The organism is Anaerolineaceae bacterium oral taxon 439, assembly GCA_001717545.1.
Taxonomy (GTDB): Bacteria; Chloroflexota; Anaerolineae; order Anaerolineales; family Anaerolineaceae; genus Flexilinea.
Map to the genome: position 1 here is coordinate 2,439,791 of CP017039.1, position 23,555 is coordinate 2,463,345.

Sequence of the window (23,555 nt, forward strand, 5' to 3'; positions counted from 1 at the left end):
TAAAAACGATTTACAGGGAAACCGTATGGAAAACACAGTGGAAATCAAATCAACGCATTGGGACGAGAAAAATGTCGTGATCGTCGGGGCAGGCCGCCAGGGCCAGGCCGCCGCGCGCTTCCTGATTTCCCGCCATGTGAACGTTACGGTAACCGATCGCGCGCCCGGAGAGAAATGCGCCGCGGCGATCGAAGCGCTGAGCGGACTGCCGATCCGCTGGGTCACGGGAGGCCACCCGCTCTCGCTCCTGGACGAGGCGGATTTCGTCTGCGTCAGCGGCGGCGCCGACCTGCGGCAGCCTTTCCTCGCCGAAGCGGTTAACCGTGGGATCCCGCTTCTCAACGATACCGAAATCTTTTTTCAGGAGTCTCCGGCCCCGATTATCGGGCTGACCGGCTCGGCCGGAAAAACGACGACGACAACGCTCGTCGGACGAATCGCCGAATCCGACCGGCAGCGGCGTCATTCGCGGACCTCCGTTTTCGTCGGGGGGAATATCGGAACGCCGCTGATCGCGAGAATCGACGAAATCGGGGCGAACGACTGCGTCATTCTCGAATTATCGTCGTTCCAGCTTGAGCTCGTGACGATCAGTCCGCATATCGCCGCCGTACTGAATATCACCCCGAACCATCTCGACCGCCATGGCACAATGGAAGAATATATCCGCGCGAAACGGAATATCCTGAATTTCCAGTCCGAATCCGACTGGGCGGTCCTGAGCCGCGACGACGGGAACAGCGCCGCGCTCCGAACCGCGGTCCGGGGAAAATCAGCGACGTTCGGATTCGAACCGCCGTTCGGAGACGAGGCGATTGCGGTAGGGATCGACGAAGGCTTCGTCTTCGCGACGATCAACGGGAAGCGGAAAAACCTCCTGAAAAGAATTGAAATCAGCCTTCCCGGGCGGCATAACCTCTCCAACGTCATGGCCGCCGCCGCGATCGCGCTCAGCGCCGGCTTTGACCCGCTGTCGATCCAAGGCGGGATCCGCGGTTTCAGCGGCGTCCCGCACCGGCTCGAAACGGTCGGCAAGCTCCATGGCGTCCGTTATATTAACGACTCGATCGCGACCGCGCCGGAACGGACGCTCGCCGCTTTGAACGCGTTCAGCGATCCGATGATCCTCCTGCTCGGCGGGCGCGATAAAAAGCTTCCCTGGGGGAAGCTCGCCGACGAGCTCAACCGCAAGGCCAAAGCCGCCGTCTGCTTCGGGGAGGCCGGCCCGATGATCGCGCAGGCGCTCGAATCCAGCCCGGTCCGGAACCCGCGCTTCGTCGTCCGTCGGGCCGCTACAATGCTCGATGCGCTCGAAATCGCGAGGGAACTGGGCGAAGCCGGCGATCTTGTCCTTCTCTCGCCCGGAGGAACGAGCTACGACGCGTATAAAGACTTTGAAGAAAGGGGGAACGAATTCCGCTCATGGGTCAGATCGCAAATCTCCAATTCCTGAACCAGAAGAAAATCCGCGTTTCGACGCGGCTCCTGATCGACGTCCCGTTGATCATCGTCGTTTTTATGCTGGTCATGATCGGGCTGGTCTTCGTTTACTCCGCGAGCTGGTCATTCTCGATTCAGGCGTTCGACAACGCCGCTTACATGGTCAGCAAGCAGGCCCTCTGGCTCTTTCTGGGCGTCGCCGCCGCGCTGATCATGGGCTTCCTGATTCCCTACCGCTGGCTCCAGCCGCTCTCGCCGTATCTCCTGATCGGGACGATGATTTCGCTGTTGATCCTGCTGCTGATCCCCGCTGCGGCCGGCGTTACGCGAACCTTTTTCGGCGGCTCGGTTCAACCGTCCGAAATCGCTAAAATCGCGATTATTATCTACCTGGCCGCGCTGTATACGAAACGCGCCGAGCTCGTCGAATCCGGCGGGCTCCGCTCGCTCGAACCGTTTATTATCCCGACAATCTGCGCCGTTCTCGTCATGGTCCAGCCGGACTTCAGCGCCGCGATTACGATCCTCGCGCTTTCCGCGATGATCTACATGCTCGCCGGCGGGCAGATCAACTGGGTGATTACGATTCTTTTCGTCGCGCTCTTCCTGACGATAATCGCGTACTTTTTCTTCGATAAAGTCCGCGTCCGAACCGATGAATATATATCCGGCTTCCTGAACCCCGAAGAAGCCTCGTATCATATTCAGCGCGTCCTGAAATCGATTATCAACGGCGGCTGGTTCGGGACCGGCGTCGGAAAAGGAATCGGGAAAATGACGGGGCTGCCCGTTCCCTGGACCGATAGTATCTACGTCGTGATTATCGAGGAAACCGGCGTTGCCGGCGGAATCTTCGTCTTAGGACTGTACCTGATGATCCTCTGGCGCGGGTTCCGAATCTCGATCGGCGCCCCGGACGCTTTCGGAAAGCTTCTCGCCGCCGGAATAACGCTTTGGATCACGTTTGAAGCGCTCCTGAATATCGGCGTCCTGCTGAATATTTTCCCGTTCGCCGGAAACGCGCTCCCGTTAATCAGCTACGGCGGAACGAATATGGTCGTAACGCTCGGGAGTATCGGAATCCTGCTGAATATCTCGCGCCAGACCGCGATCTACAATCTTGAGAAAGGAAAGACCGTACCCGATGCGATGGTTAATCTGCGCGGGGGGACCGGGGGTGGCGTGTATCCAGCCTTGGCCGTTCTCCAAGAACAAAAAAGTAAAGAGAACGTCGACGAGATCCTCTGGGTCGGCGGCGCCGATGGTATCGAAAAACGGCTCGTCGAACGGGAAGGAATCCCTTTCAAGGGGATCGCCGCCGCCGGGCTGCATGGCGTCGGACTGAAGAGACTCCCGGGGAACCTGCTGCGCCTGATCCGCGGGTTCTTCGAATCGCTGGCGATTATCCGTGACTTTGATCCGGACGTCCTGTTTTTCACCGGCGGGTACGTCGGCTTTCCGGTCGCGCTGGCCGGACTTTTCCGGAGAAAGGTCATCTTCATTCCTGATATCGAGCCGGCCGTCGCGCTGAGCGCGCTGAGTAAAGTCGCCGACCGGATAACCGTCGTCGCCGAAGAAAGTCGCCGCTATCTTCCGAAACGCGCGAACGTCGCCGTCACGGGTTACCCGACGAGACCGGCGCTGACCGCCGTCCGCCGCGAAGATGCGCTCGCCGGGTTTGGGCTGGATCCCGAGCTTCCGACGGTCTTCTTCTTCGGCGGCTCGAAAGGCGCGGCCTCCATTAACAGCGCTCTCTGGAAAATCCTGCCGCGGCTCTGCGAACATGCGCAGGTCCTGCACGCGACCGGAGAGGCGAACTGGGGCGACGCGCGAACGAAGCTTGAAGCGCTCCCGGAAACGATCCGCGGCCGCTATCACGCTTACCCATACCTGCACGAAACGATCGGCGCGGCGTTCAGAGCCGCCGACCTGATCGTCTCACGGGCCGGCGCGTCGACGATCGGGGAATTCCCGCTTTTCGCCGTCCCGGCGATCCTCGTCCCATACCCGCATGCCTGGCGCTATCAGCGGGTCAACGCGGAGTACCTCGTCAACAAAGGCGCGGCCCTGCTCCTTCGCGACGAAGAGCTGACGGACGGATTGCTTCCGAGCGTACTTGACGTCTTAACCGACGCCGAAAAACGCGAACGCATGAGCGCCGCGATGCGCTCGCTCGCGAAACCGGACGCCGCGGACGCGATCGCCGCGGTCCTCCTCGAAGCCGGCGGCAAAACGAATAAAAAAAGAAAAAAATAACGGAGACGGAAACGGAAAATGCGAAACGGATTAAACGTACCCATTCATATCATCGGCATCGGCGGAACCGGCATGTCCGCGATCGCTGTCGTTCTGCGCGAGAGTGGCGCGAACGTCCGCGGTTCGGATCAGGCTGAATCCGCGATGACCGAGCGGCTCCGTTCGCTGGGGATTCCGGTTCAAATCGGGCATTCGGCCGAAAACGTCGCAGGCGCCGGTCTCGTTCTTTACTCCTCCGCCGTCCATCCGGAAAATCCTGAACTGATCGCCGCGCGCACGGCGGGAATCCCGACGCTGAAACGGTCCGAATTCCTGACCCGGCTCTTAGACGGGCGGAACCTCGTCGCCGTCGCCGGGACGCACGGGAAAACGACGACGACCTCGATGATCGCCTGGATCCTGACGCGCGCGAACGTCCGTCCCGGCTTCATTATCGGTTCAACGCCGAAAAATTCTGGAACGAACGCCGCCGCTGGAGCGTCGGAAACGTTCGTTATTGAAGCCGACGAATATGACCGGATGTTCCTTGGGCTGCGTCCGTCGACGGCCGTATTAACGCTGATCGAACCGGATCATCCGGACTGCTTCCCGACCGACGACGCCTATTATCAGGCGTTCCGCGACTTCATCGCCTGCTGCAAAGCCGGCGCGCGCGTCCTGATTTTCAGCGGCGATCCGATCCAGCGCCAGCTCGTCGAGGACTCCGGCGCGAACGTTTCCGTCCGAAGCTACGGTTTCGGCGCTGACGACGATTATCGGATCGAAAACGCCGAAGTCGCCGAAAACGGCGCTTATCGTTTTACGCTGACCGCGCGCGCTTCCGGACGCGGAGTCTCGATCCAGCTCGCCGTCCCGGGGCTGCATAACGTCGCAAACGCCGCCGCCGCGCTCGCCGCCGTCCTGGAATCCGCTGCGCTGCCGAACGAAGCCGAAGCGTTGAACACGGCCGCCGAAGCGCTTTCCGAATTCGCCGGAAGCGCGCGCCGTTTCGAAACAATCGCCGATCAGGACGGGGTCCTGGTCATCGACGACTATGCGCATCATCCAACCGAGATTCGCGCCGCGCTGTCCGCGGCGAAAAACGCCTGGCCGAAGCGGCGAATCTGGGCGCTCTGGCAGCCGCACACCTTCTCGCGAACGCGGCAGCTCCTCGACGCCTTCCGCCGAGCGTTCGGAGACGCCGATAAGCTCCTCATAACGCCGATTTACGCCGCCCGGGAAAACGAAAACGGGTTCTCGAACGCGGCGCTGAAAAAAGCGATCCGCGCCGTACGTCCGGACGCGATCTTCGCGGAGACGAACGAACGCGCCGCCGAGCTGCTGACGATGGGGCTGAGGCCCGGCGACGTCGTCCTGACGCTCTCCGCCGGGGACGCGAACCGGATCGGGCCAGCCGCCTTAGACGCGATCGCCCGCGAGGCCCGGCCGGCCAATCCAGCCGAGCTCGACGCACGGATCGAAAAGAACGCGCCGATCGCGATCATCTCGAACCTGCGCGTCGGCGGACCGGCGAAAGAAACGCTGATCGTGGAAAGCGAAGCCGAACTGATCGCCGCCGTCCGCGCGGCACGGCAAGCTGCGCTGACATTCAAGGTCGTCGGCGGCTTATCGAATATCCTTTTCAGCGACGACGGTTTCGCCGGACGAATCATCGTTAATCGTTCTTCCGCAATCCGGCTTATCGAAATCGGGAACGGCCGTGCCCGGATCCGCGCCGCCTCCGGCGTTCCGCTGAATTCGCTCGTTCGCGCGGCGATCGATTTCGGCCTGACAGGATTGGAATGGGCGACGCGGATTCCCGGCTCGGTCGGCGGCGCGGTCTACGGAAACGCCGGCGCGTACGGGAGCGAGATCAATGAAACGCTGCGAACGGTAACCGTCCTGAGCGAGGACGGACGCGTTATCAACCTCCGAAGGGACGAGATCCCGTTCGTTTATCGGGCGAGCGGCTTCAAGTCCGGCGAGCTGCGCGGGACGATCCTCGCGGCCGAATTCGAGCTCGCGTCCGGGGACCCGGACGCAATCGAAGCGCGCGCCGCTGAAGTCTGGGGAAAGCGTGAAAAATTCAACTTCAGGAACCAGGGATCGCTCGGCTCGGTCTTCCGGAACCCGAACGGGGATTACGCCGGACGGCTGATTACGGAATGCGGACTGAGGAACGCGGCGGAAGGAGGAGCGGCCGTCAGCGACTTCCACGGTAATATCTTCGTTACGAACCCGGGCGCGACCGCCGCCGATTTCCGCCGTCTCGTTGAGCGCGTCCGCACGGCGGTTCAGGCGAGCTTCGGGATCACGCTGCAAACCGAGATCGAGATTTACGAAGGAAAGGAGGACGCATGAACTTCGGATTCGGTTCCAACAATCGGGACCGCCTGGATCGGATCGGCGCCGCGCCCGGAAATAATCGAATCGAAAGTGAACGGCTGAAAACGAATTCGGAACGGATCCCGTCGAGGAAAACCAAATCCGGACGGACGTCCGCGCGGATCCTGTCGCTGATCAGCGCCGCTCTCTTCGCGCTCGCGCTTGGACTGTACCTGCGTCTTCCCGATTTCCGCGTCGCCTCCGTTCAAATTTACGGGCACGAGAACGTCAATCCGGAAGAACTGATCTACTACACCGGCATGAAAAACCAGGCGATCGGGACGGTTGATCCTGAGGTTATCGAACGGAATATCTTCCGCCGCTACCCGGAAAACCGCGCGATCAGCGTGCATGCCGCGCTTCCGAACCGTCTTGACGTCTACTTTGAGCAGCGGGTCGCCGCAGTCGAATGGAACTTCGGGGGAAGCCGCTTCTGGATCGACGAAGAAGGGTTCGTCTTTAACGAGAACCTTTCCGCCAGCCCGGAAATTATCGTCTACGCCAATAGCTTCCCCGGCGCGATGAATCGGAACGACCGTACGGTCCCGAAAAAATTCCGGAAGGAGATCGTCGATTCGGCCCGACGAATCTTCGCCGTCAAGCCCGCCGAATCACGGCTGAATTTCACGTATGATAACGGCTATGGCTGGGACAGCGGCAAAGGCTACATGCTCTGGATCGGCGTCAACGATTCGGGCCTGAACGAGAAAATGGCGATGGCGAACGGATTGGACCGGTATTTCAAAGCGAACGAAATCGAACCGGAAATGCTCAGTCTTGAGTTTATCAACGCACCTTATTATCGATTCGCGGATTAGAAAGATGGAAAAATTACATTTAGCAACAATTGACATCGGCACCTCGAAAATCTGCACGCTGATCGCTCAGGTCGAGAGCGAAAACGCGGTCAAAATCCTGGGCGTCGGGATCGAACCCTCGCAGGGCGTCCGCAAGGGCATGGTTTACGATATTCAGCAGGCGACCGCCGCGATCTCCAAATCGATCCGAAAAGCCGAACGCACTTCCGGGTTCCAGATTTCCGACGCGATTATTTCGATCGCAGGGTCGCATATCAACGCAATTAACAATAAAGCGACCGTCTCGATCGTCGGCGGCTGTATCGATGAATACGAGATTCGCCGCGTTATCGACTCGGTCAAAGCGGTTCCGATCCCCAATAACCGCACGATTCTGCATACGATGCAACGGACGTACAGCGTCGACGGTATCGAAGGCATCCGCAGCCCGCTCGGCATGTACGGACGGCGGCTCGACGTCGAAGCGCATATTATCACCGGCGCGACCGCGACCGTCGAGAACCTGAAGCAATGCATCCTCGCCAACGAGATCGAGGTCAACTCCTTCGTGCTGAATTCGTTAGCCGCCGGAGAGGTCGTCCTGAGCGATATCGAAAAGCAGAGCGGCGTTTTCGTCTGCGACCTGGGCGCGGGAACCGCCGATCTCGCGATTTATTTCAATAACGACGTCTGGCATACCAATTCGCTCCCGATCGGCGGCGCGCATATCACCAACGATATCGCCCAGATCTTCCATCTTTCATACAATCAGGCGGAAGAAGTCAAAAAAATTCATGGGTCCGCGCTTCCGGAGCTTATCGACGACGAGGAATTTTTCTACGCCCGCTCCTTCGGGCAGGAGGAATCGGCGAAATATTCCCGAAAAGAGCTGGCCTCGGTTATCTCCGTCCGCGTCGAAGAAATCTTCCAGCTTATCCGTCAGGATATCAAACGCTCCGGCATCGATCATATCCTCCCCGCCGGAATGGTCCTGACGGGCGGCTGTGCGCTGCTTCCCGGGATCGAGCGCGTCGCCTCGAACGTTCTCGGACTCCCCGTCCGCGTCGCGAAACCGGAAAACCTGACCGGCATGATCGATCAATTAGATAGCCCCGCCTTTTCAGCGTCTGTGGGCCTGCTGTATTGGCGGATGAAAACCGAAGTCATAGAAGATCCGCAATCCAGGAAAGCGGATCCCGGCGAAGCCTTGTCCAAGGTCAGGCGATTTATTCGGATGTTATTCCCATAGGAGCTGATAATGAACAGAATCAATAAATTAATACCCTGATCCAGCTCCGAGACAGGACTGAAAAATCTGTAAATCATGTACAATTTGGCGTATCACTTTGAACGCCTTGGTCAATAGAAATACTACTGCAATGGTATGGATGACAAGTAAGGGAATGGTGAAAAATGGAAAACACGTATCAGAACTTAGGCGAAAGCTCCGCTAATATCAAAGTCGTCGGCGTTGGCGGCGCGGGCTGCAACGCGATCAATCGCATGATTGAGAGCGGCATGCAGGGGGTTGAATTTATCGCGGTCAATACAGACGCGCAGGCGCTCATCGCATCCAAAGCGGATCAGCGCGTCCGGATCGGCGAAAAAGCCACGCGCGGTCTCGGCGCGGGGGCGAATCCGGAAGTCGGACGTCTCGCCGCGGAAGAATCGCGCGAGGAGCTGCGAACGGCGCTGAAAGAGGCCGATATGGTCTTTATCACGGCCGGAATGGGCGGCGGAACCGGAACCGGCGCCGCGCCCGTCATCGCCTCGATCTGCCGTGAAATCGAAGCGTTGACGATCGGCGTCGTGACGCGTCCGTTCGACTACGAGGGACTTCCGCGGGCGAACGCAGCGCTGACCGGGATCCGGACGCTGAAAAAAGAGGTCGATACGCTGATCGTCGTCCCGAACCAGCGCCTTTACGAAGTCGTCGACAAGAATACGCCGATGATCAAGGCGTTCCGCATGATCGACGATATCCTGCGCCAGGGGGTTCAGGGAATTTCCGAACTGATTACGCTCCAGGGGATTATCAACCTCGACTTCGCCGACGTGAAGACAATTATGTCGAACGGCGGCTCGGCGCTGATGGCGATTGGGGTCGGGATCGGCGAGAACCGCGCGGCGAAGGCGGCGGAAGCGGCGATTACGAACCGCCTGATCGATAAAAATATCGACGGAGCGACGCGGATCCTGTTCAATATTACCGTCGGCGAAGATTTTACGCCGTACGAACTCGAAGAAGCGGCGTCAATCGTCCGCGCGACCGCCGACCCGAACGCGAACTTTATCATGGGCGCTGTCCTCGATCCGGGCCTGAAAGACGAAGTCCGGATTACCGTCGTCGCGACCGGGTTCCCCGACGAGCTGGAAGGGAGCGATGAAACGCCGCAGTTTCCGCCCTTCGCCAGAGTAAAACCGGCGTCGGTACCGGATCGCCAGCCGACCGCCTCGAAAAACGGGAGCGCGCCGAAAAAGGAAAAAGAACCGGCCGAATTCCGCCGCCGTGAAGGCTCCGACGATATTCCTGCGTTCATGCGCCTGATGGATCGGAATTCATAAAAGAAAACGCCCTGAGCCTGAGGGAAATAAGGAAGAAGGGAACGCGTCCCTTCTTCCCGATACGTCTTCCAAATATGCCCGCCGCTGCGTTCGCCGCGATTTCGCTGGTACGGCCCGCCGCCTACCAATCATGCTTTCTTGCGATGATCAACCCATGATTGGAGCTGCCTAAAATCGACGGTTCTTCGCAGGTTCGGATATGATAATCGGCCCAGCGGTTAAAATACGCCGGTTTCAGGTCGTTGATCCGTTCGGCCAGCATGCGCGCCGTCCCGTCCTGAGCGAGATGATGACAGACGCGCACCGGAAACTCCGAAAGCATCGCTTCCATTTCGCTCGGCTTCGAGAACCAGGCGTCCGTCCAGAAACAATCCGGATCGTCGGACTTCATCGCCCCCTGCTCGATAATCGTCTGGTACCACTTTTCCTGTAGAAATTGCTTATTCTGCGTCGCCAGATGCGCGAAGGTAAAAAATTTATTAATATACGCAACATAAAGCATCCCGCCGCGCTTCAATACGCGCAGCGATTCCGCCAGCGCCCTGCGCCGGTCAGCAGCTTCGACTAAATGATAAATTGGCCCCATGCAGAATACTGTGTCGAACGTCTCGTCCGGGAACATGCTTAAATCGCGGGCGTCGTTCTGAAACGACTCGATCGAGAGATTCTGTTCTCTGGCTTTCCGCCGGATAATTTCGACGTAGGACGGCGTAATATCGAGCGCGGTAACGTCCAGCCCGCGCGCCGCGTAATACAGCGCGTATGCGCCGCCGCCCGCCGCAACGTCCAGGACCTTATCGCCCTCTTTCAGGTATTTATTCATGTAGACCAGCGTCGTCATAAACTCCAACCGGCGCACGTTATCCGCTTCCAAACGCTTATCCTCGTCGTACGTCTCGTACGCGCGGATTACGTTTTTCAAGGATGAATCCGTCGTTTCCATCATTTGTCCACCTCCGATAAATCCTGCGAATTGCGCCGGAACCGTCCGGCCTCGATTATAGATTAATTATAGTTCAGCCTCCATCAAAATCCGTCGAAAGCTCTCAATAACTCCCAGATCGCGGGCTTCGCCGAACGGCAGGGCCTATTTGCCGTACAATAATTGAAACCTTGCGAAAACGAAAAACGTCTTTCGTAATAAGAACAGGAGGCAATACGCATGAATTCCATCAGTTCCATCCTCAGCGCAAGCGGAGCGTCGATCCGAAAATCCTTCCGCCGTTTCCCGATGACGCAGGCCGCGTTAGCTTTATTCATTATCCTGACCGCATTCGCGACGGACTTTTTCGGGCGCGCGAACGGATTCAAGCCGATCGATCACGTCATAACGCCGTTCCTGATGATGCTGACGTTTGGTTTATTCCTGATTGAGGCGTCGGCGATCCGAAAGAATGGCATAAAAATCGGGATGATCGCGCTCGCGGCAGCGATCGCCGCCTTTTTCGCCCTGACGCATCCCGAAATCAATCCGATGAAGCTTGACGAGGCCGCCCGCGAAACCGTCGAACGCATCCGGACGTTTTACGTCGTTCTTTGCCTCTGCCTCGCGGTTCGGGCGATCCTGAGCCAGGCACATATTTCGATCGACGAATTCGCCAAAAAAATCTACGGCCATGGCTTCGCCGCCGCGATCGTCCTCGGCTGTTTTTCGCTTGGCGTCCTGCTCGTGACCGGAATTTTCGAGACACTTTTTCTTTCGGGGAGCTATGAACTGATCCCGCGCGTCTGGATTTTCTGCGCCCTGTCGTCGTTCTCGATCGGCGTTTTCTACGCGATCGAAAACCTGGATCAGGCACCGGGAAAATTCTTTATCACGATCGGGAAATATGTCCTGCTCCCGGTCCTGGCGCTCGCTTTCATGATTATCTACGGATATATCGCCAAAATCCTGATCACGCAGATCATCCCGTCCAACGAAATCTTCCCCATCCTGAGCAGCCTGTTCTGTATTGGCGCTCCGATCTGGACGATGAACCGCGCGATGGATCATGACGACCGCACGGGTAAGCTGGTCGACCTGCTGCCGCTGCTGTTTATACCGTTTATCGCGCTTCAGGGGTATTCGATCTGGCTGCGTATTTCCGAATTCGGGCTGACAACGACGCGTTATCTCGGCTGCGCGCTGATCGCGCTGGAGATCGTCTATTTCACGCTGTACTTTTTTCATGGACGGAAGACGGAAGGCGTCCTGACCGCCGCCGTCGTCCTCGCTGCGCTCGCCTACGTTGTTCCCGGGATTAACTCCCGCGACCTGCCGTTCAATCGACAGTTGGCTGCGCTGAACGCTTACGCCACCAACCCGGACACGTTCGACGAAAGCGATTTGTATCGCGTCGCCGGCGCTTACAACTACCTGAAATCCGTACCCGGCGGCATGGAGGCCATGGAAACGATTGACGCGAAGATCCTCGATAAAATCGAATCGCTCCCGCTCGCGAGGTCCGAAGACAGGAGCTATTACAATTTTTGGGGCGAAAATAACGAAAAAATCGACGTGATCGGTTTCTCCGCGATCCGGCCCAATATCTACTGTAACTCAGAGTATAATGAAACGGTCGACCTGAGCGCGATCGCCTGCTACCTGCCGGACAGCGCAGCGAAGGATCCGGAGCGCCGGCCGACGCCGTTCCTGACGATCGATTTCAGCGAAATCTACGCGACATACGCGACCGTTCGCAGCGCGGAATCCAGACAGCTGGAAACGAATCAGGTCCCGCTCCCGAACGGGGACGTCCTCTGGCTGGAATCGCTGTCGTTTGAAATCGACGAAAACGGAGAGGTTCGATACTTCTCCGCGAACGGGTTCTATCTAGAAAAATAGAACCCGTTTTCACGGAACCAACGAGGCGGGGGAAGTTTTACTTTTTCCCCCGCCGCTTTCTTTCTACGCCCGGCTCGTCCGGTTAACGCCCCATTTCAATCAGCCGCGGCGTCACCATCAGGAACGGATTCTCACTGGAAAATCGCAGCGTCTCGACCGGCACCTTCGCCGGATCGCCCGAATCCAGATCCGCTTCCTTCGCGATCGTCCGCTCAACGTTCAGAACGACGTAATTTGCTCCGTCAAACGTAACGTCCATCGACGCTTTTAAGAACTTGTCCCCCTCGGACATCGAGCATTTCAGACCCTCTACCCGCCAGGTCCGCTCGTCCTTCGCCGACCAGCTCCCCTCGTCGACGACCAACAGGTGAAAACCCGACAGGTCGCTGTATGAATGAAAATTCGATAGATTAAACGTCGATCCGTCATCCTTGAAAACGTCGGTCGCCACGCCGTTCGTCATCGCAACGACCGCCGCCCGCAGCGCCATTTCGCGCGGGAATACGGATTCAGGATCGCCGCTATCCGCAACGCCGTCTCCGCCCGCCGGGCCAGAGTCCGGCGTCTCAGGAACGTCCGCGGCAGCGCCAGTCTCCGGAGTCTGAGTCGCTGCGTCCTGAGGCCCCTCGTCGTCAGCCCGGATAACCTCCGCGGCTGGAGCCGGCAGCGGCGTTTCGGTGGCTTCCGGTTCTTCGCCCGCGTGGTCCGGAACGTTACAGGCAGGCAGCAGAATAACAACGGCCGTCAACAGTAAGCCAAGCATGATTATGATTGCAATCCGTTTCATCAATTCTCCTCAACTATCGTTATTTAAAAATCCTGGCGACATCATACGCGAACTTCGCCATCGACAAAAAAGCGAAGACCGGCATCGCCCTGTTCAGGACCCGCCGTTCCTTCTCGCCGATCAATCCTTCCCGAAACGCCGAGAAGATCCCGGCCAACGCCGCAGAGATCAGGCAGAACGCCAGGACCGAGCAGGCGCGATATCCCGACTGGAATACAGACGGCGAAAAGCCAATAACGAGGCGCGTCGAAAACCCCGCCACCAGGAGCACGCCCATCACAGCCAGATCCCGCCGTCGGTTCATGACCAAATAATATGACAGAATGAACAGCGCCAGGAACAATCCAAAAACAAAAAACTTGACAAAAGCATTCATCGAGTACCGCGTCGTCTCCGATATCAGTCCATATCGGCTGATCGGCGCGGCAATCACGTTCCCGAACGGGACCAGGCGTTCCGTCAGGTTAGAAAACTGCCGGTGGAACGCGCTGACGATCGCGAAAGGCACGAACGGAATCAGCGAATAAGCCAGACTTCGGAACTTTTTCCAGATCAGGTAAGTCATCCCTGCGCAGAGAAAGACAACCAGGAGATGATTCTCGACGATCAGCCACTGCAACGTCATCGAAAGCCCGATCTCGACTTTATCAAAAACGCTCAGTTTTCCGAAGAACGGCAGCCACCGCGTTTCTAAATACGTCCGGTTCCGATTTCCCGGCGACGCGAAAATAAAAACGCAGCAGGCCACGCTCAACAGCCAGAAAACGACGTTCGCGGCGCAGCTCCGTTTCCTCGCGGCCGTATAGACCAGGAAGCCCGTATAAGCGAACAGGATCACGACCATCATCTGCTCATTGTTCGCGCCATAAATCAGGCATGCGCCATACGCGATCAGCTCGTACCAACAGATCGACTCGCCATCCAGCCAGCGCCGGATCGGAACGAGCGACATCATGCCAAACGCGATCGGGCTCAGGTACGTCGTCATCGTCGCGATCCAGCCGGCCGAGCCAAGCTCGGTCAGCGGATACAGCAGGGCCACCCCGGCAACGATAAGATTTCCCGACCTGCGGTCCCCCTCGACGAAAAGCCGCGACAACGCGGACAACAGGACATACATCGAAAGGCCCATGAAAAGGGCGAAGAAAACCTGATTCCGCCCGGTCAGGTAGTACATCACAAAATTGATCAGGACACGCGACGCCCAGGTAAAGTACATTTCCCAAGCCCTGCTCCAGATTTCGGCGGCCGGTACGTCTCTCGTCAGGCGGATATTGACGAGATCGTCGCCACCCAGCCGCGCGAAATACAGGATAACCGCAAAAACCAGGCTGACGACGATAAAAATCAGCCGATCGTCCCCAAGCCAACGCTGAATCCGTGTTTTCATTGACGCCCGCCTTTCAGCGCTGCGCCCGTATCGATCAGCCGTTCCTTCCCTTGAATCTTTACGCGGATCAGGATCGTATACGAGCGCTTCGTCAGGTCGATCGGAGCGCGAGTCGGAATCAGAACCTCGAACCCGGCCCAGTCATAGTTCGTTCCGTCGTCCATCTCCGCCGTCACGTCATCGCGGAACGTTACCACCGTCGGAAGGAGGAACCCTTTTCCGGTCCCCTCCTCTCTCAGGACGACGTCGATCTCGACCGGCAGCGTTTCCTGATGACGTTCAATGATCCAGCCTTTAATCCGGATCATGGCCCCCGATTCGACCGTCTCCAGCGCGAATTCATACTTCTCCGCCGGGGACGCTAACGGAACGGAAGAGACGTCGAAAGATGGAATACGCGTGTCCTCCCAGACCAGGAACGCCCACGCGGCAGAGATCAAAAAAAGGGAACCGATGATAAACGGCAGGATAATCTTTTTTTGTTCGATCTTTTCCATACTCGACGCCTCCTATGCGTCAGGATACAGGAATCATACCATGAGGAACGCCGCGCGGCGCGCCGAAATTTCATCGGCAGAATTTCCTGTATAATTTTTGACATGAAAATAAGCCGCCGCGAAAAGCCGCTGTACGCCCTGACGATCGCGCTCATGGCCGTCTATTTCGTTCTTGGCTGCGGGATTTTCGACGATTACGGCTGCGGTCCGGACGAGGGAATCGAACGGCAGACGTCGCTCGTCAATTTCCGATACACGATCGAGCGGCTGCGGCTGCCAGTTCCGGATCGCTGGACGACGTTCCTCGCGTACCTGCCTGACCTGAAAGAATACCGGGACCGATATTACGGAACCGCGCTGCATCAGCCGCTCGTCCTGATCGAGGCGATGGGAAATTTTACGATGCCCGCCCGCAACTTCTATCGCATGCGTCATTTTTATACGTTTTTGAACTGGTACGCGGCGACGATCTTCTTTTACGCGCTGATCCGAAGACGCTTTGGCGACCCGCTGACCGCGCTGATCGGTTGGCTGATCCTTGTCCTGACGCCGCGCTTCTTCGCCGAAGCGTTCTATAATAATAAGGATATCCTGTTTACCGCCTGGACAATTTTTTCGCTCTGCACGGTCGATCGCTGGATCCAGCGGAAAACGGTTCGTTCCGCGTTGCTGACCGCCGCCGTCCTGGCGCTGACCGTCAATACGCGCCTGAACGGTCTGGCCTACCTGCCCATCGCGATTGCGATTTATTTTATCAGCGCGCTCCGGACGAAAGAAAAGCCACGGGTCGCGCTGACGCAGCTTCTCCTGATCGGATTCCTTTTTTTAATCTTCCTGATCGCGATTACGCCGAACCTCTGGGAATCGCCGCTGCCAACGCTGATCGAGACGTTTCGTTTCAGCGCCGCCCACCCGAACCACAGCGCGCAGGGGAACCTTTTTTTCGGAAAGCTGATCGACGCGTCGCTGTCCCGAAGGTACGTCGCCGTATGGATCGCGCTGACGACGCCGACAGGGTACCTGATTTTATCCGCTGCGGGGCTGATCCTCTTTTTTTTCGAAACGTTCCGCCGGCGGAAGACGTCCGAACCGCGCCCGTCGCAGCGAAGCGACCTGCTCGCACTGACGATCGGCGCCGTCCCGCTTTTATATATCGTGCTGCGCCATGTCACGATTTATAATACCTGGCGGCACTGTTATTTCGTATATCCTACAATCGTATATTTCGCCGCCTTCGCCGTCAACCGCTCTATCAGCAAGCTGCGCGCGGTTCCGAGTCCGAACGTCCGCGCCGGAATGGCGGGTCTCGCTGCGGCGTGCCTGATCGCGATGATTGGCGAGAGCGGCGTCTGGATCGCGCGAAACCACCCCTATCAGTTCGCCTATTTCGCCCCACCCGCGCGTCCGAACGCGGAAGCGTTTTCCGGGGACTACTGGGGAATCGCAACGCGCCAGCTCCTGGAAGCGATCGCTGAAAACGACCTGTCTCCCTGGATTCAGGTCAACCATCTCTACACGCAAACCGGCTCGATCAACCGTGGGAATCTCGCCGACGCGGACCGCGCCCGAATGGACCTGTCCTACGAAATCAACGATGATACCGACTATATCCTGTTCAGCCGGGATGAGAAGACGCTCGATCCGACTGACTTTCCCGGCTTTGAGCCATGGTACGAAATCCGCGTCGACGGCTCGCTGATTGGGGCAGTGCTGAAAAGAACCGGTGCGCCGTAGAATAAAAGGAATTTCTCTCTAATCAGAGGTCAAGGATATTATTTGCGATCGGGCAGGAACGTAGCCCATACATCGTGAAATTCGCATTGCAGTTGTTATCAGCTGCGGAAGAATTATCTTTTTTCTGGAGTTGATTATTTCCTTATCCGTACCGGAAACGGAGCAGCTTGCAATAACCTTACCGGCATTATTAAATATTGGAGCTCCAATACAAAATGTATTTTCCTCATGTTCCTCATTGTCAATAGCATAACCATTTACTCGGATTTCCCGAAGCTCATCTATTAATTTCGCCCTTTCCGTAATTGTGCTCTCTGTGAATCCAGGAAGACCTGCTTTCGATATAATCCTATCGATTTCTTCTTCCGAGAGGAATGCTAAAAATGCCTTCCCTATTCCGGTACAATGCATCATTGCCTGCATACCTACAACAGATCGAGACAATAATCGTCTCGAAGTCTCTATCGCGTAAATATAGAAAATCGCATTTCCATACCTCGTAGCTAAGTAAATCGATTCATTGCAAAAATCTCCAAGCTCGCGAATAAAAGGAGCCGCCTGGTCCCTTAACTCAACGTTTACTTTTGCATTTTGTGAAATTTCAATCACACGAGTTCCCAGAAAATATAAATCCTGTTCATCTTTTTCGATATAGCCGCATGAGACCAAAGTAGTTAACAAATGATATGTAGTCGCCTTCGGAAAGCCCAACTTTTCACTGATCGACGAAAGAGACAGCCTCGGTTCAACGCGCGAAAATAATTCAAGTATATCTATTGCTTTTTTTACTGATTTGATCATATTTATTACCTTTAGATTTTTCCTTTCTAAGCCGAAAGGCCATTGATGACATTTGTCCAAAGAATTAAGTCATAAATTACTTTACAAGCTAAGCAAAAGCGCCTTAGAATTACGTTAATTTCATATTGGCGAATTCTATTTCATAATATGAAACACAAAACCAAAAAACCGACAAAACATGACAAAAGGAACTCTTAACATTTCAGGAGAACAAATGGCAAGACTATCAAAAGTGAGCTTAGGGCTAAAGCGAACTGCGATTCGTGAGATGAATGAATTCAGTAAAGAATTCCCTAACGTCCTCTCCTTCGCACAAGGAGAGCCTGATTTCAATACGCCGCCACATATCGTAGAATCGGCGATTGAAGCGTTAAGATCCGGAAAGACAAAATATGCCCCAAACGCAGGAATTGACGAATTGAAGAAAGCGATTTCTCAAAAATACTTAGCCTCGCACAACCTGCTTTATAACTGGAAAACACAGGTCGTCATCACATCGTGTGGAATGGACAATCTCAGAATGGCTTCGTTGGCTATCTTAGATCCTGATGACGAAATGATCGTGCCCAATCCGACATGGAGCAATCATCCGAACCACCCATTCATGGCCTCAGGAAAAGCGATTGAAGTGCCTGTTTTTGAAAAAGATGGATTCATGTACGATATTCATGAGCTGAGGAAAAAAATATCAGGCAGAACGAAAGCCATTCTTCTAAACTCCCCTTCAAATCCGACAGGCGGAGTTATATCCCTGAAACAGCTTAAAGAGCTGTGTAATTTTGCGAAAGAAAACAATCTTCTAATTATCTCGGACGAAGTTTACGAAAAAATTATTTTTGACGATTTGTCTTTTTATAGCCCTGCGATGATCGATGGGATGCAGGATCAGGTGATCATCTGTAATTCCTTTTCCAAAACGTATGCGATGACAGGTTGGAGGCTGGGATATATTGTCGGCCCGGAAGACATTATCCATGGAATAGAAATGATCAATGAAAATTCAATTGCCAGCGTGAATACTTTTGTTCAATATGCCGGTGTAACAGCGCTAACCGCAACACAAGATTGTGTCACTCAAATGGTTCAGTTGTTTCAAAAAAGGAGGGATATCGTTTACGAGAAAATTAATAAGATTGACGGGCTAAGCTGCTTAAAGCCAAAAGGCGCGTTCTATGCTTTTATTAACATCCGTGAAACGGGATTAAAGTCAAAAGATTTTTGTACGATGTTGCTGAAAGATCAACAGGTCGCTTTGGTTCCAGGGATCGGCTTTGGAAGCGGTGGTGAAGGTTTTGTGAGGATGTCGTACGCGATATCCGAAGAAAAAATTCATGAAGGGATAGATCGCATTGCCAGGTTCATATCAACAATCCAATAACAAACTATTATTTTTACAGAGGTCCTATGTGTAAAAAAGCCACTGCTTTATTGCTTGCGTTAGCAACCATTGCACTTTTAATCACCGGATGTAAAGGAGGCTATCAAAACACAGCCGAAAATCAGGGTTCATCCAAAACCGACAAGCTTGAAGAAATCAAGACAAAAGGGACTTTGGTCGTCGGATGCGATCCGACAATTCCGAATATCATCTTTATGGACGAGGTGACGAGCGAGGTAACCGGATTCATTCCAGATATTGTAAATGGCTTCGCGGCTGAAATCGGAGTGGAGGTTCGGTGGGAAATCCTCGAATGGTCGGCCATGCTCACGGCCGTAAATTCAGGGAAAGTCGATATGATCGCTGCAAATATGAATATGACAATAGAAAGAGCAAGCCAAATCGAATTCTCCGCTCCCTGGCTCATTGACCATGCAAAAGCTTGCGTCGCAATCGACTCAGAATACCAAACATTTTCAGACCTTAATAAAGATGGAACAAAATTCGGAATCTCTTCTGGATCAGTTTACGAAGAAATAATCCCTAAACTGTTTCCCAAAAGCAAATCTGTCGTCCTGCCACTGGGAACATGGCAAGACGCCCTTCAAACAGGCGTCATCGATGTTGCGTATGACGACGGGATCGTCTTCGCTGGACCATTATCAACCAATCATACAATTCGCGTTTTAGAAGAGAACGGGATCTCGTATTTAAATGGATTCGCCTTTCCGAACAAAGACTATAAAACGCGCGATGTCTTTAACCTTTATCTTATGAAAATTAAAGCGTTAGGGCAATATGCCGATTTATATGAAAAATGGATGGGCTATCCATGGAAACCTGATCCAAGCGGAGTCAGTTTCTAAGCTCGAGATCTTATCCGCAGGCAAGAATATTGATCATCCATTTCTTGCCTGCGGACAACGAAATACGAAAGAGGATTCCAAAATGGTATTTAAATACCGGATTCTACTCGAAACATACCCACTTTTTATTAGCGGAACGCTTGTAACCATAAAGTATTCCATTCTCGCAATACTTTTAGCTATCGTCTGGGGGATCATAATCGGAAGCATTAATTTCTCCAAAAATCGAGGAATTGGTCTTATTACAAAATCATATGTAATATTTTTTCGGGAAACGCCATTATTAGTTCAGCTTTACTTTTTATTTTATGGTTTATCGCGTTTCTTCCCAATACCGGCTGGCATTTGCGGAGTTATAGGTCTGGTCCTGAATGACGGCGCTTTTATAGCCGAGATTATTCGAGGCGGCCTGCAAAGCATTGATAAAAGACAAACTGAAGCGTCCTATGCATTGGGTTTTTCAAACTTTCAGACTTTAATTTATTTCCTTATCCCCCAGGCCGTTCAGAAGACGCATGATTCTATAATGAATATTGTAGCGGTTATCATAAAAGACACCTCATTACTCATGTGGATCACGATCTTAGAACTGACGCATCAAACGCAGCAAGTAAACATAAAGAAATTCGAGCCCGTTACAGCCTTTGTAACCGGGGCCATTATATACTTCGCTCTTTTTTCATTCGTTCAAATCATCAATAAAATCTACAGAAAGGGCCTGACCAAACATATATGAATGTCAATGACCTGAAGATTATTTTCGTTGACGTTTTGATCAAGCAAGCGCTGCCTCTAACTTTACAGTTAACCTTTGCGTCGCTTCTGTATTCAATCATCATTGGTTTTACCTTAGGAGTAGTTCGAAGCTTCCGAATACCAGGAATCGACATGATCCTGGGAATATATGCGCAGATCGCACGAGCCGTGCCGGAAATGCTGATCCTTCTTTTTCTATATGCGTATCTAACTAAAGGCAGCGTTTTTTCAATCTCAGTAACGGCTATCTCCCTCGTTCAAGGCGCCTATATTATGGAAATTATCAAGGGAAGCTTACTCTCAGTTAACGCAGGACAATGGGAAGCAGCACGATCGTTGTCATTGAATACTTTTACAACTTTATTTAATATTATCATACCGCAAATACTGTTAATCGCATTACCCGCTCTCGTCGGTCAATTTGTATTACTGGTTAAAAGCACGTCGGTTGCGTCAACCATTGGATGTCTCGAGCTCACAAGGAGAGCGCAGCTCATCCTCCCAAGATACCCATTCCCACTGGCAATCTATGGGATGGTTTTGATAATCTTCTTTGCCATTTGTCATATTCTAACGATGCTTGGGGAAATCTTCGAAAAGAAAGTAACCAAGCTCATTATGGGGAGTGAGAATGAATGTTCAGTCTGATCAAGAAAAAATATTATCCATTCAGAATGTAACGAAACGTTTTGGCAAAAACACCGTACTCGATGAAGTAAATCTTGATGTCTACAAACATGATATTATAGGAATATGCGGTCCGAGCGGGGGAGGGAAAAGCACGTTTTTACGTGTGATCAATGGACTCGAGAAAGTCGATTCCGGAAAAATCTTCTATAACAACGAACAGCTAACCAAACAGAACGTCAAACTGTTTCGGAAATCGATTGGAATGGTATTTCAAAGTTTCAACTTATTCAGTAATCTTACCGTCATCGATAATCTCCTGATCGCGCCCACAAAGGTTCTCAGGCTGCGTCGGGAAGACTGCCTTCTACAAGCAAAAAGATATCTGGAGACGCTTGGAATCGGAGATAAACTCAACGCATATCCTCACCAACTCTCCGGCGGACAGCAACAACGCGTTGCGATCGTCCGCGCATTATTGATGAAGCCTGAGATTATGCTATTCGACGAGCCAACGTCAGCTTTAGATCCGGAAATGATTAAGGAGGTTTTAGATTCTATTCGAAAATTATCCGATTCCGGAATGACGATGTTGATCGTCTCTCATGAAATGTCATTTTTAAAAGAAATTTCAACCCGAATGCTATTCATGGAAAAAGCAAGAATACAGGTGAATTCCGGAACCCAGGATTTCTTCAATAATCCATCAGACGAACGATTGGTTCAATTCATGTCTGTTATTCTTAAAAAATAACCCATTCGGGATATCACATTAATCCCATTTTATCTATTATTCTAAAAAGGGCCGTCCCGAATCATCAGGACAGCCCTTCCTCAGGCGCATTCGATCTTACGTTCCCTCTTCCCACGAATTCAGGTAATGCACCTGTTCCTCGGTCAGCACGTCGCAATCGATTCCCATCGCCTTCAGCTTCAGCGCCGCAATCTCCCGGTCGATATCCTCCGGAACGGAATACACCTTTTTCGCCAGATCCGCATGATGCTGAATCATGTACTCAGCCGCCAGCGCCTGATTCGCGAACGACATGTCCATTACAGAAGCCGGGTGCCCTTCGGCCGACGCCAGATTAATCAGGCGCCCTTCCCCAAGAACATGAATCTTCCGTCCATCGGACAGCGTATATTCCTCAACGAACGGTCGGACGAGCCGTTTCCCGGACGCCATCTTCTCCAGCGCCGGAATATTCAATTCGCAATTGAAATGACCTGAGTTCGCGACGATCGCCCCATCCTTCATGACTTCAAAATGGTGCCGGTCAATCACGTTAATATCTCCGGTCACCGTGCAGAAAATATCCCCGACCTTCGCCGCCTCAGCCATCGGCATGACCCGGAACCCATCCATAACCGCTTCCAGCGCTTTCAGCGTGTCCACTTCCGTCACGATCACGTTCGCGCCTAAACCGCGCGCCTTTTGCGCCAGACCGCGGCCGCACCAGCCATACCCGGCGCAGACAAACGTCTTCCCGGCCAGCAGGATATTCGTCGCCCGGATAATTCCGTCGAGCGTCGACTGACCGGTCCCATAACGATTATCGAAGAAATGCTTCGTCATCGCATCATTCACGGCGATCACGGGAAACTCGAGCATCTTGTCAGCGGCCATCGCGCGCAGCCGGATCACGCCCGTCGTCGTCTCCTCCGTCCCGCCTAAAATATTCGGAAGCAGCTCGCGATGCGCTTTATGCAGCGTGGAAACGAGATCCGCCCCATCGTCCATCGTAATCTGCGGCTTGTGCGCCAGCGCGGCTTCGAGATGCTGATAATACGTCGCGTTATCCTCGCCCTTGATCGCGAATACCGGAATCTCTTCGTTAATAACGAGCGACGCCGCGACGTCGTCCTGCGTCGAAAGCGGATTTGACGCGACTAAAACGACGTCCGCTCCGCCCGCCTGAAGCGTTTTCATTAAATTCGCCGTCTCCGCGGTCACGTGCAGGCAGGCCGACATCCGGTACCCCTTCAGCGGCTTCTCCTTCGCAAACCTTTCTTTAATCAGTCGTAAAACGGGCATTTCGCGTTCAGCCCATTCGATCCGACGACGCCCGCCCTCGGCAAGCGATTCGTTCCGAATATCAAATTCAGCCATGATAACTCCTTCTTTTTTATTTCAATTCCGAATTTTACACTGAAATAACCGCTTCCACTCGAAAACGCCCCGGCTTTCAATACCACGTCCCGCCACTCGAATTTCCGGATTTCATCGCCGCAGATCCGAAAAAACATGGTAAGATAGAAAAAGGTAGAGGCGCGCCGCAGGATGAGTACCCGGATTCGCTACGATCCGCGAATCAGGATTCGGAGAAAGGAATCGGCGCCGAAGGAAACGCGTTTTTTACGCGGGATCGCGTTTTCTGGGCGGACGGAATAAGAGACGTCCGACTGTCGCAGCAATGCGGAGCGCTATCGTTAACCGGGTTCCGGAATATCCTGATTTACCGATCACCGATAA

19 protein-coding genes are annotated in these 23,555 nt (G+C 54.0%); 13 read left to right on the top strand and 6 right to left on the bottom strand.

Annotated elements, in window-relative coordinates; translation table 11 throughout:
- Nucleotides 1-25: 25 nt before the first annotated feature.
- The 6 genes from BEQ56_10860 (at nucleotide 26) to BEQ56_10885 (ending at nucleotide 9,422) form a co-directional block, all read left to right on the top strand.
- A complete protein-coding gene (locus BEQ56_10860; protein AOH43930.1) occupies nucleotides 26-1,453 on the top strand; it encodes a UDP-N-acetylmuramoylalanine--D-glutamate ligase in 1,428 nt (475 codons plus the stop codon).
- Entirely contained in the window at nucleotides 1,423-3,696 is a 2,274-nt protein-coding gene (locus tag BEQ56_10865; GenBank protein ID AOH43931.1) for a hypothetical protein, read from the top strand. The genes BEQ56_10860 and BEQ56_10865 overlap by 31 nt, the downstream gene beginning before the upstream one ends.
- A gap of 18 nt (nucleotides 3,697-3,714) precedes the next feature.
- Entirely contained in the window at nucleotides 3,715-6,036 is a 2,322-nt protein-coding gene (locus tag BEQ56_10870) for a hypothetical protein (protein AOH43932.1), read from the top strand.
- Nucleotides 6,033-6,878: a hypothetical protein gene (locus BEQ56_10875; GenBank protein AOH43933.1), complete on the top strand. Its 846-nt coding sequence runs from the start codon at nucleotides 6,033-6,035 to the stop codon at nucleotides 6,876-6,878. Before BEQ56_10870 ends, BEQ56_10875 begins: the two co-directional genes overlap by 4 nt.
- Nucleotides 6,879-6,882: 4 nt before the next feature.
- Nucleotides 6,883-8,106 (top strand): cell division protein FtsA, encoded by a 1,224-nt coding sequence (locus BEQ56_10880; GenBank protein AOH43934.1) that lies wholly within the window; start codon nucleotides 6,883-6,885, stop codon nucleotides 8,104-8,106.
- A 164-nt stretch (nucleotides 8,107-8,270) separates the two neighbouring features.
- Complete coding sequence (locus BEQ56_10885) at nucleotides 8,271-9,422, top strand: cell division protein FtsZ (GenBank protein ID AOH43935.1); 1,152 nt, start codon at nucleotides 8,271-8,273, stop codon at nucleotides 9,420-9,422.
- 121 nt (nucleotides 9,423-9,543) lie between these two features.
- Here BEQ56_10885 and BEQ56_10890 read toward each other — a convergent pair whose 3' ends face one another.
- Nucleotides 9,544-10,344 carry a hypothetical protein gene (locus BEQ56_10890; GenBank protein ID AOH44516.1) on the bottom strand — a complete coding sequence of 267 codons (801 nt, stop codon included), beginning with the start codon at nucleotides 10,342-10,344 and terminating at the stop codon, nucleotides 9,544-9,546.
- 240 nt (nucleotides 10,345-10,584) lie between these two features.
- Between BEQ56_10890 and BEQ56_10895 the strand changes: the two genes are divergently transcribed.
- Entirely contained in the window at nucleotides 10,585-12,246 is a 1,662-nt protein-coding gene (locus BEQ56_10895; GenBank protein ID AOH43936.1) for a hypothetical protein, read from the top strand.
- A gap of 82 nt (nucleotides 12,247-12,328) precedes the next feature.
- Here BEQ56_10895 and BEQ56_10900 read toward each other — a convergent pair whose 3' ends face one another.
- Genes BEQ56_10900 through BEQ56_10910 form a run of 3 tightly spaced genes read right to left on the bottom strand, consistent with a single transcriptional unit; the run spans nucleotide 12,329 to nucleotide 14,920 of the window.
- Complete coding sequence (locus BEQ56_10900; protein ID AOH43937.1) at nucleotides 12,329-13,033, bottom strand: hypothetical protein; 705 nt, start codon at nucleotides 13,031-13,033, stop codon at nucleotides 12,329-12,331.
- A 19-nt stretch (nucleotides 13,034-13,052) separates the two neighbouring features.
- Nucleotides 13,053-14,423: a hypothetical protein gene (locus tag BEQ56_10905; GenBank protein ID AOH43938.1), complete on the bottom strand. Its 1,371-nt coding sequence runs from the start codon at nucleotides 14,421-14,423 to the stop codon at nucleotides 13,053-13,055.
- Nucleotides 14,420-14,920: a hypothetical protein gene (locus tag BEQ56_10910; protein AOH43939.1), complete on the bottom strand. Its 501-nt coding sequence runs from the start codon at nucleotides 14,918-14,920 to the stop codon at nucleotides 14,420-14,422. The genes BEQ56_10905 and BEQ56_10910 overlap by 4 nt, the downstream gene beginning before the upstream one ends.
- Before the next feature lie 102 nt (nucleotides 14,921-15,022).
- On the opposite strand from BEQ56_10910, the gene BEQ56_10915 reads away from it, so the two are divergent.
- Entirely contained in the window at nucleotides 15,023-16,654 is a 1,632-nt protein-coding gene (locus tag BEQ56_10915; protein ID AOH43940.1) for a hypothetical protein, read from the top strand.
- Nucleotides 16,655-16,672: 18 nt separating this feature from the next.
- Here BEQ56_10915 and BEQ56_10920 read toward each other — a convergent pair whose 3' ends face one another.
- A complete protein-coding gene (locus BEQ56_10920; GenBank protein AOH43941.1) occupies nucleotides 16,673-17,455 on the bottom strand; it encodes a hypothetical protein in 783 nt (260 codons plus the stop codon).
- Between the two features lie 214 nt (nucleotides 17,456-17,669).
- Here BEQ56_10920 and BEQ56_10925 point away from each other — a divergent pair, with 214 nt between their 5' ends.
- From BEQ56_10925 to BEQ56_10945, 5 genes are all read left to right on the top strand, one after another.
- The gene (locus BEQ56_10925; GenBank protein ID AOH43942.1) at nucleotides 17,670-18,833 is read left to right on the top strand and encodes a hypothetical protein; all 1,164 of its coding nucleotides are present in this window, start codon (nucleotides 17,670-17,672) and stop codon (nucleotides 18,831-18,833) included.
- 173 nt (nucleotides 18,834-19,006) lie between these two features.
- The gene (locus tag BEQ56_10930) at nucleotides 19,007-19,699 is read left to right on the top strand and encodes a hypothetical protein (protein ID AOH43943.1); all 693 of its coding nucleotides are present in this window, start codon (nucleotides 19,007-19,009) and stop codon (nucleotides 19,697-19,699) included.
- An 82-nt stretch (nucleotides 19,700-19,781) separates the two neighbouring features.
- Entirely contained in the window at nucleotides 19,782-20,435 is a 654-nt protein-coding gene (locus BEQ56_10935) for a hypothetical protein (protein ID AOH43944.1), read from the top strand.
- The gene (locus BEQ56_10940) at nucleotides 20,432-21,103 is read left to right on the top strand and encodes a hypothetical protein (protein AOH43945.1); all 672 of its coding nucleotides are present in this window, start codon (nucleotides 20,432-20,434) and stop codon (nucleotides 21,101-21,103) included. Before BEQ56_10935 ends, BEQ56_10940 begins: the two co-directional genes overlap by 4 nt.
- On the top strand, nucleotides 21,087-21,836 hold the full coding sequence (locus tag BEQ56_10945; protein ID AOH43946.1) for a polar amino acid ABC transporter ATP-binding protein: 750 nt from the start codon (nucleotides 21,087-21,089) through the stop codon (nucleotides 21,834-21,836). Before BEQ56_10940 ends, BEQ56_10945 begins: the two co-directional genes overlap by 17 nt.
- Nucleotides 21,837-21,932: 96 nt before the next feature.
- On the opposite strand, the gene BEQ56_10950 is transcribed toward BEQ56_10945, so the two are convergent.
- Complete coding sequence (locus tag BEQ56_10950; protein ID AOH43947.1) at nucleotides 21,933-23,192, bottom strand: adenosylhomocysteinase; 1,260 nt, start codon at nucleotides 23,190-23,192, stop codon at nucleotides 21,933-21,935.
- Nucleotides 23,193-23,555: the final 363 nt, after the last annotated feature.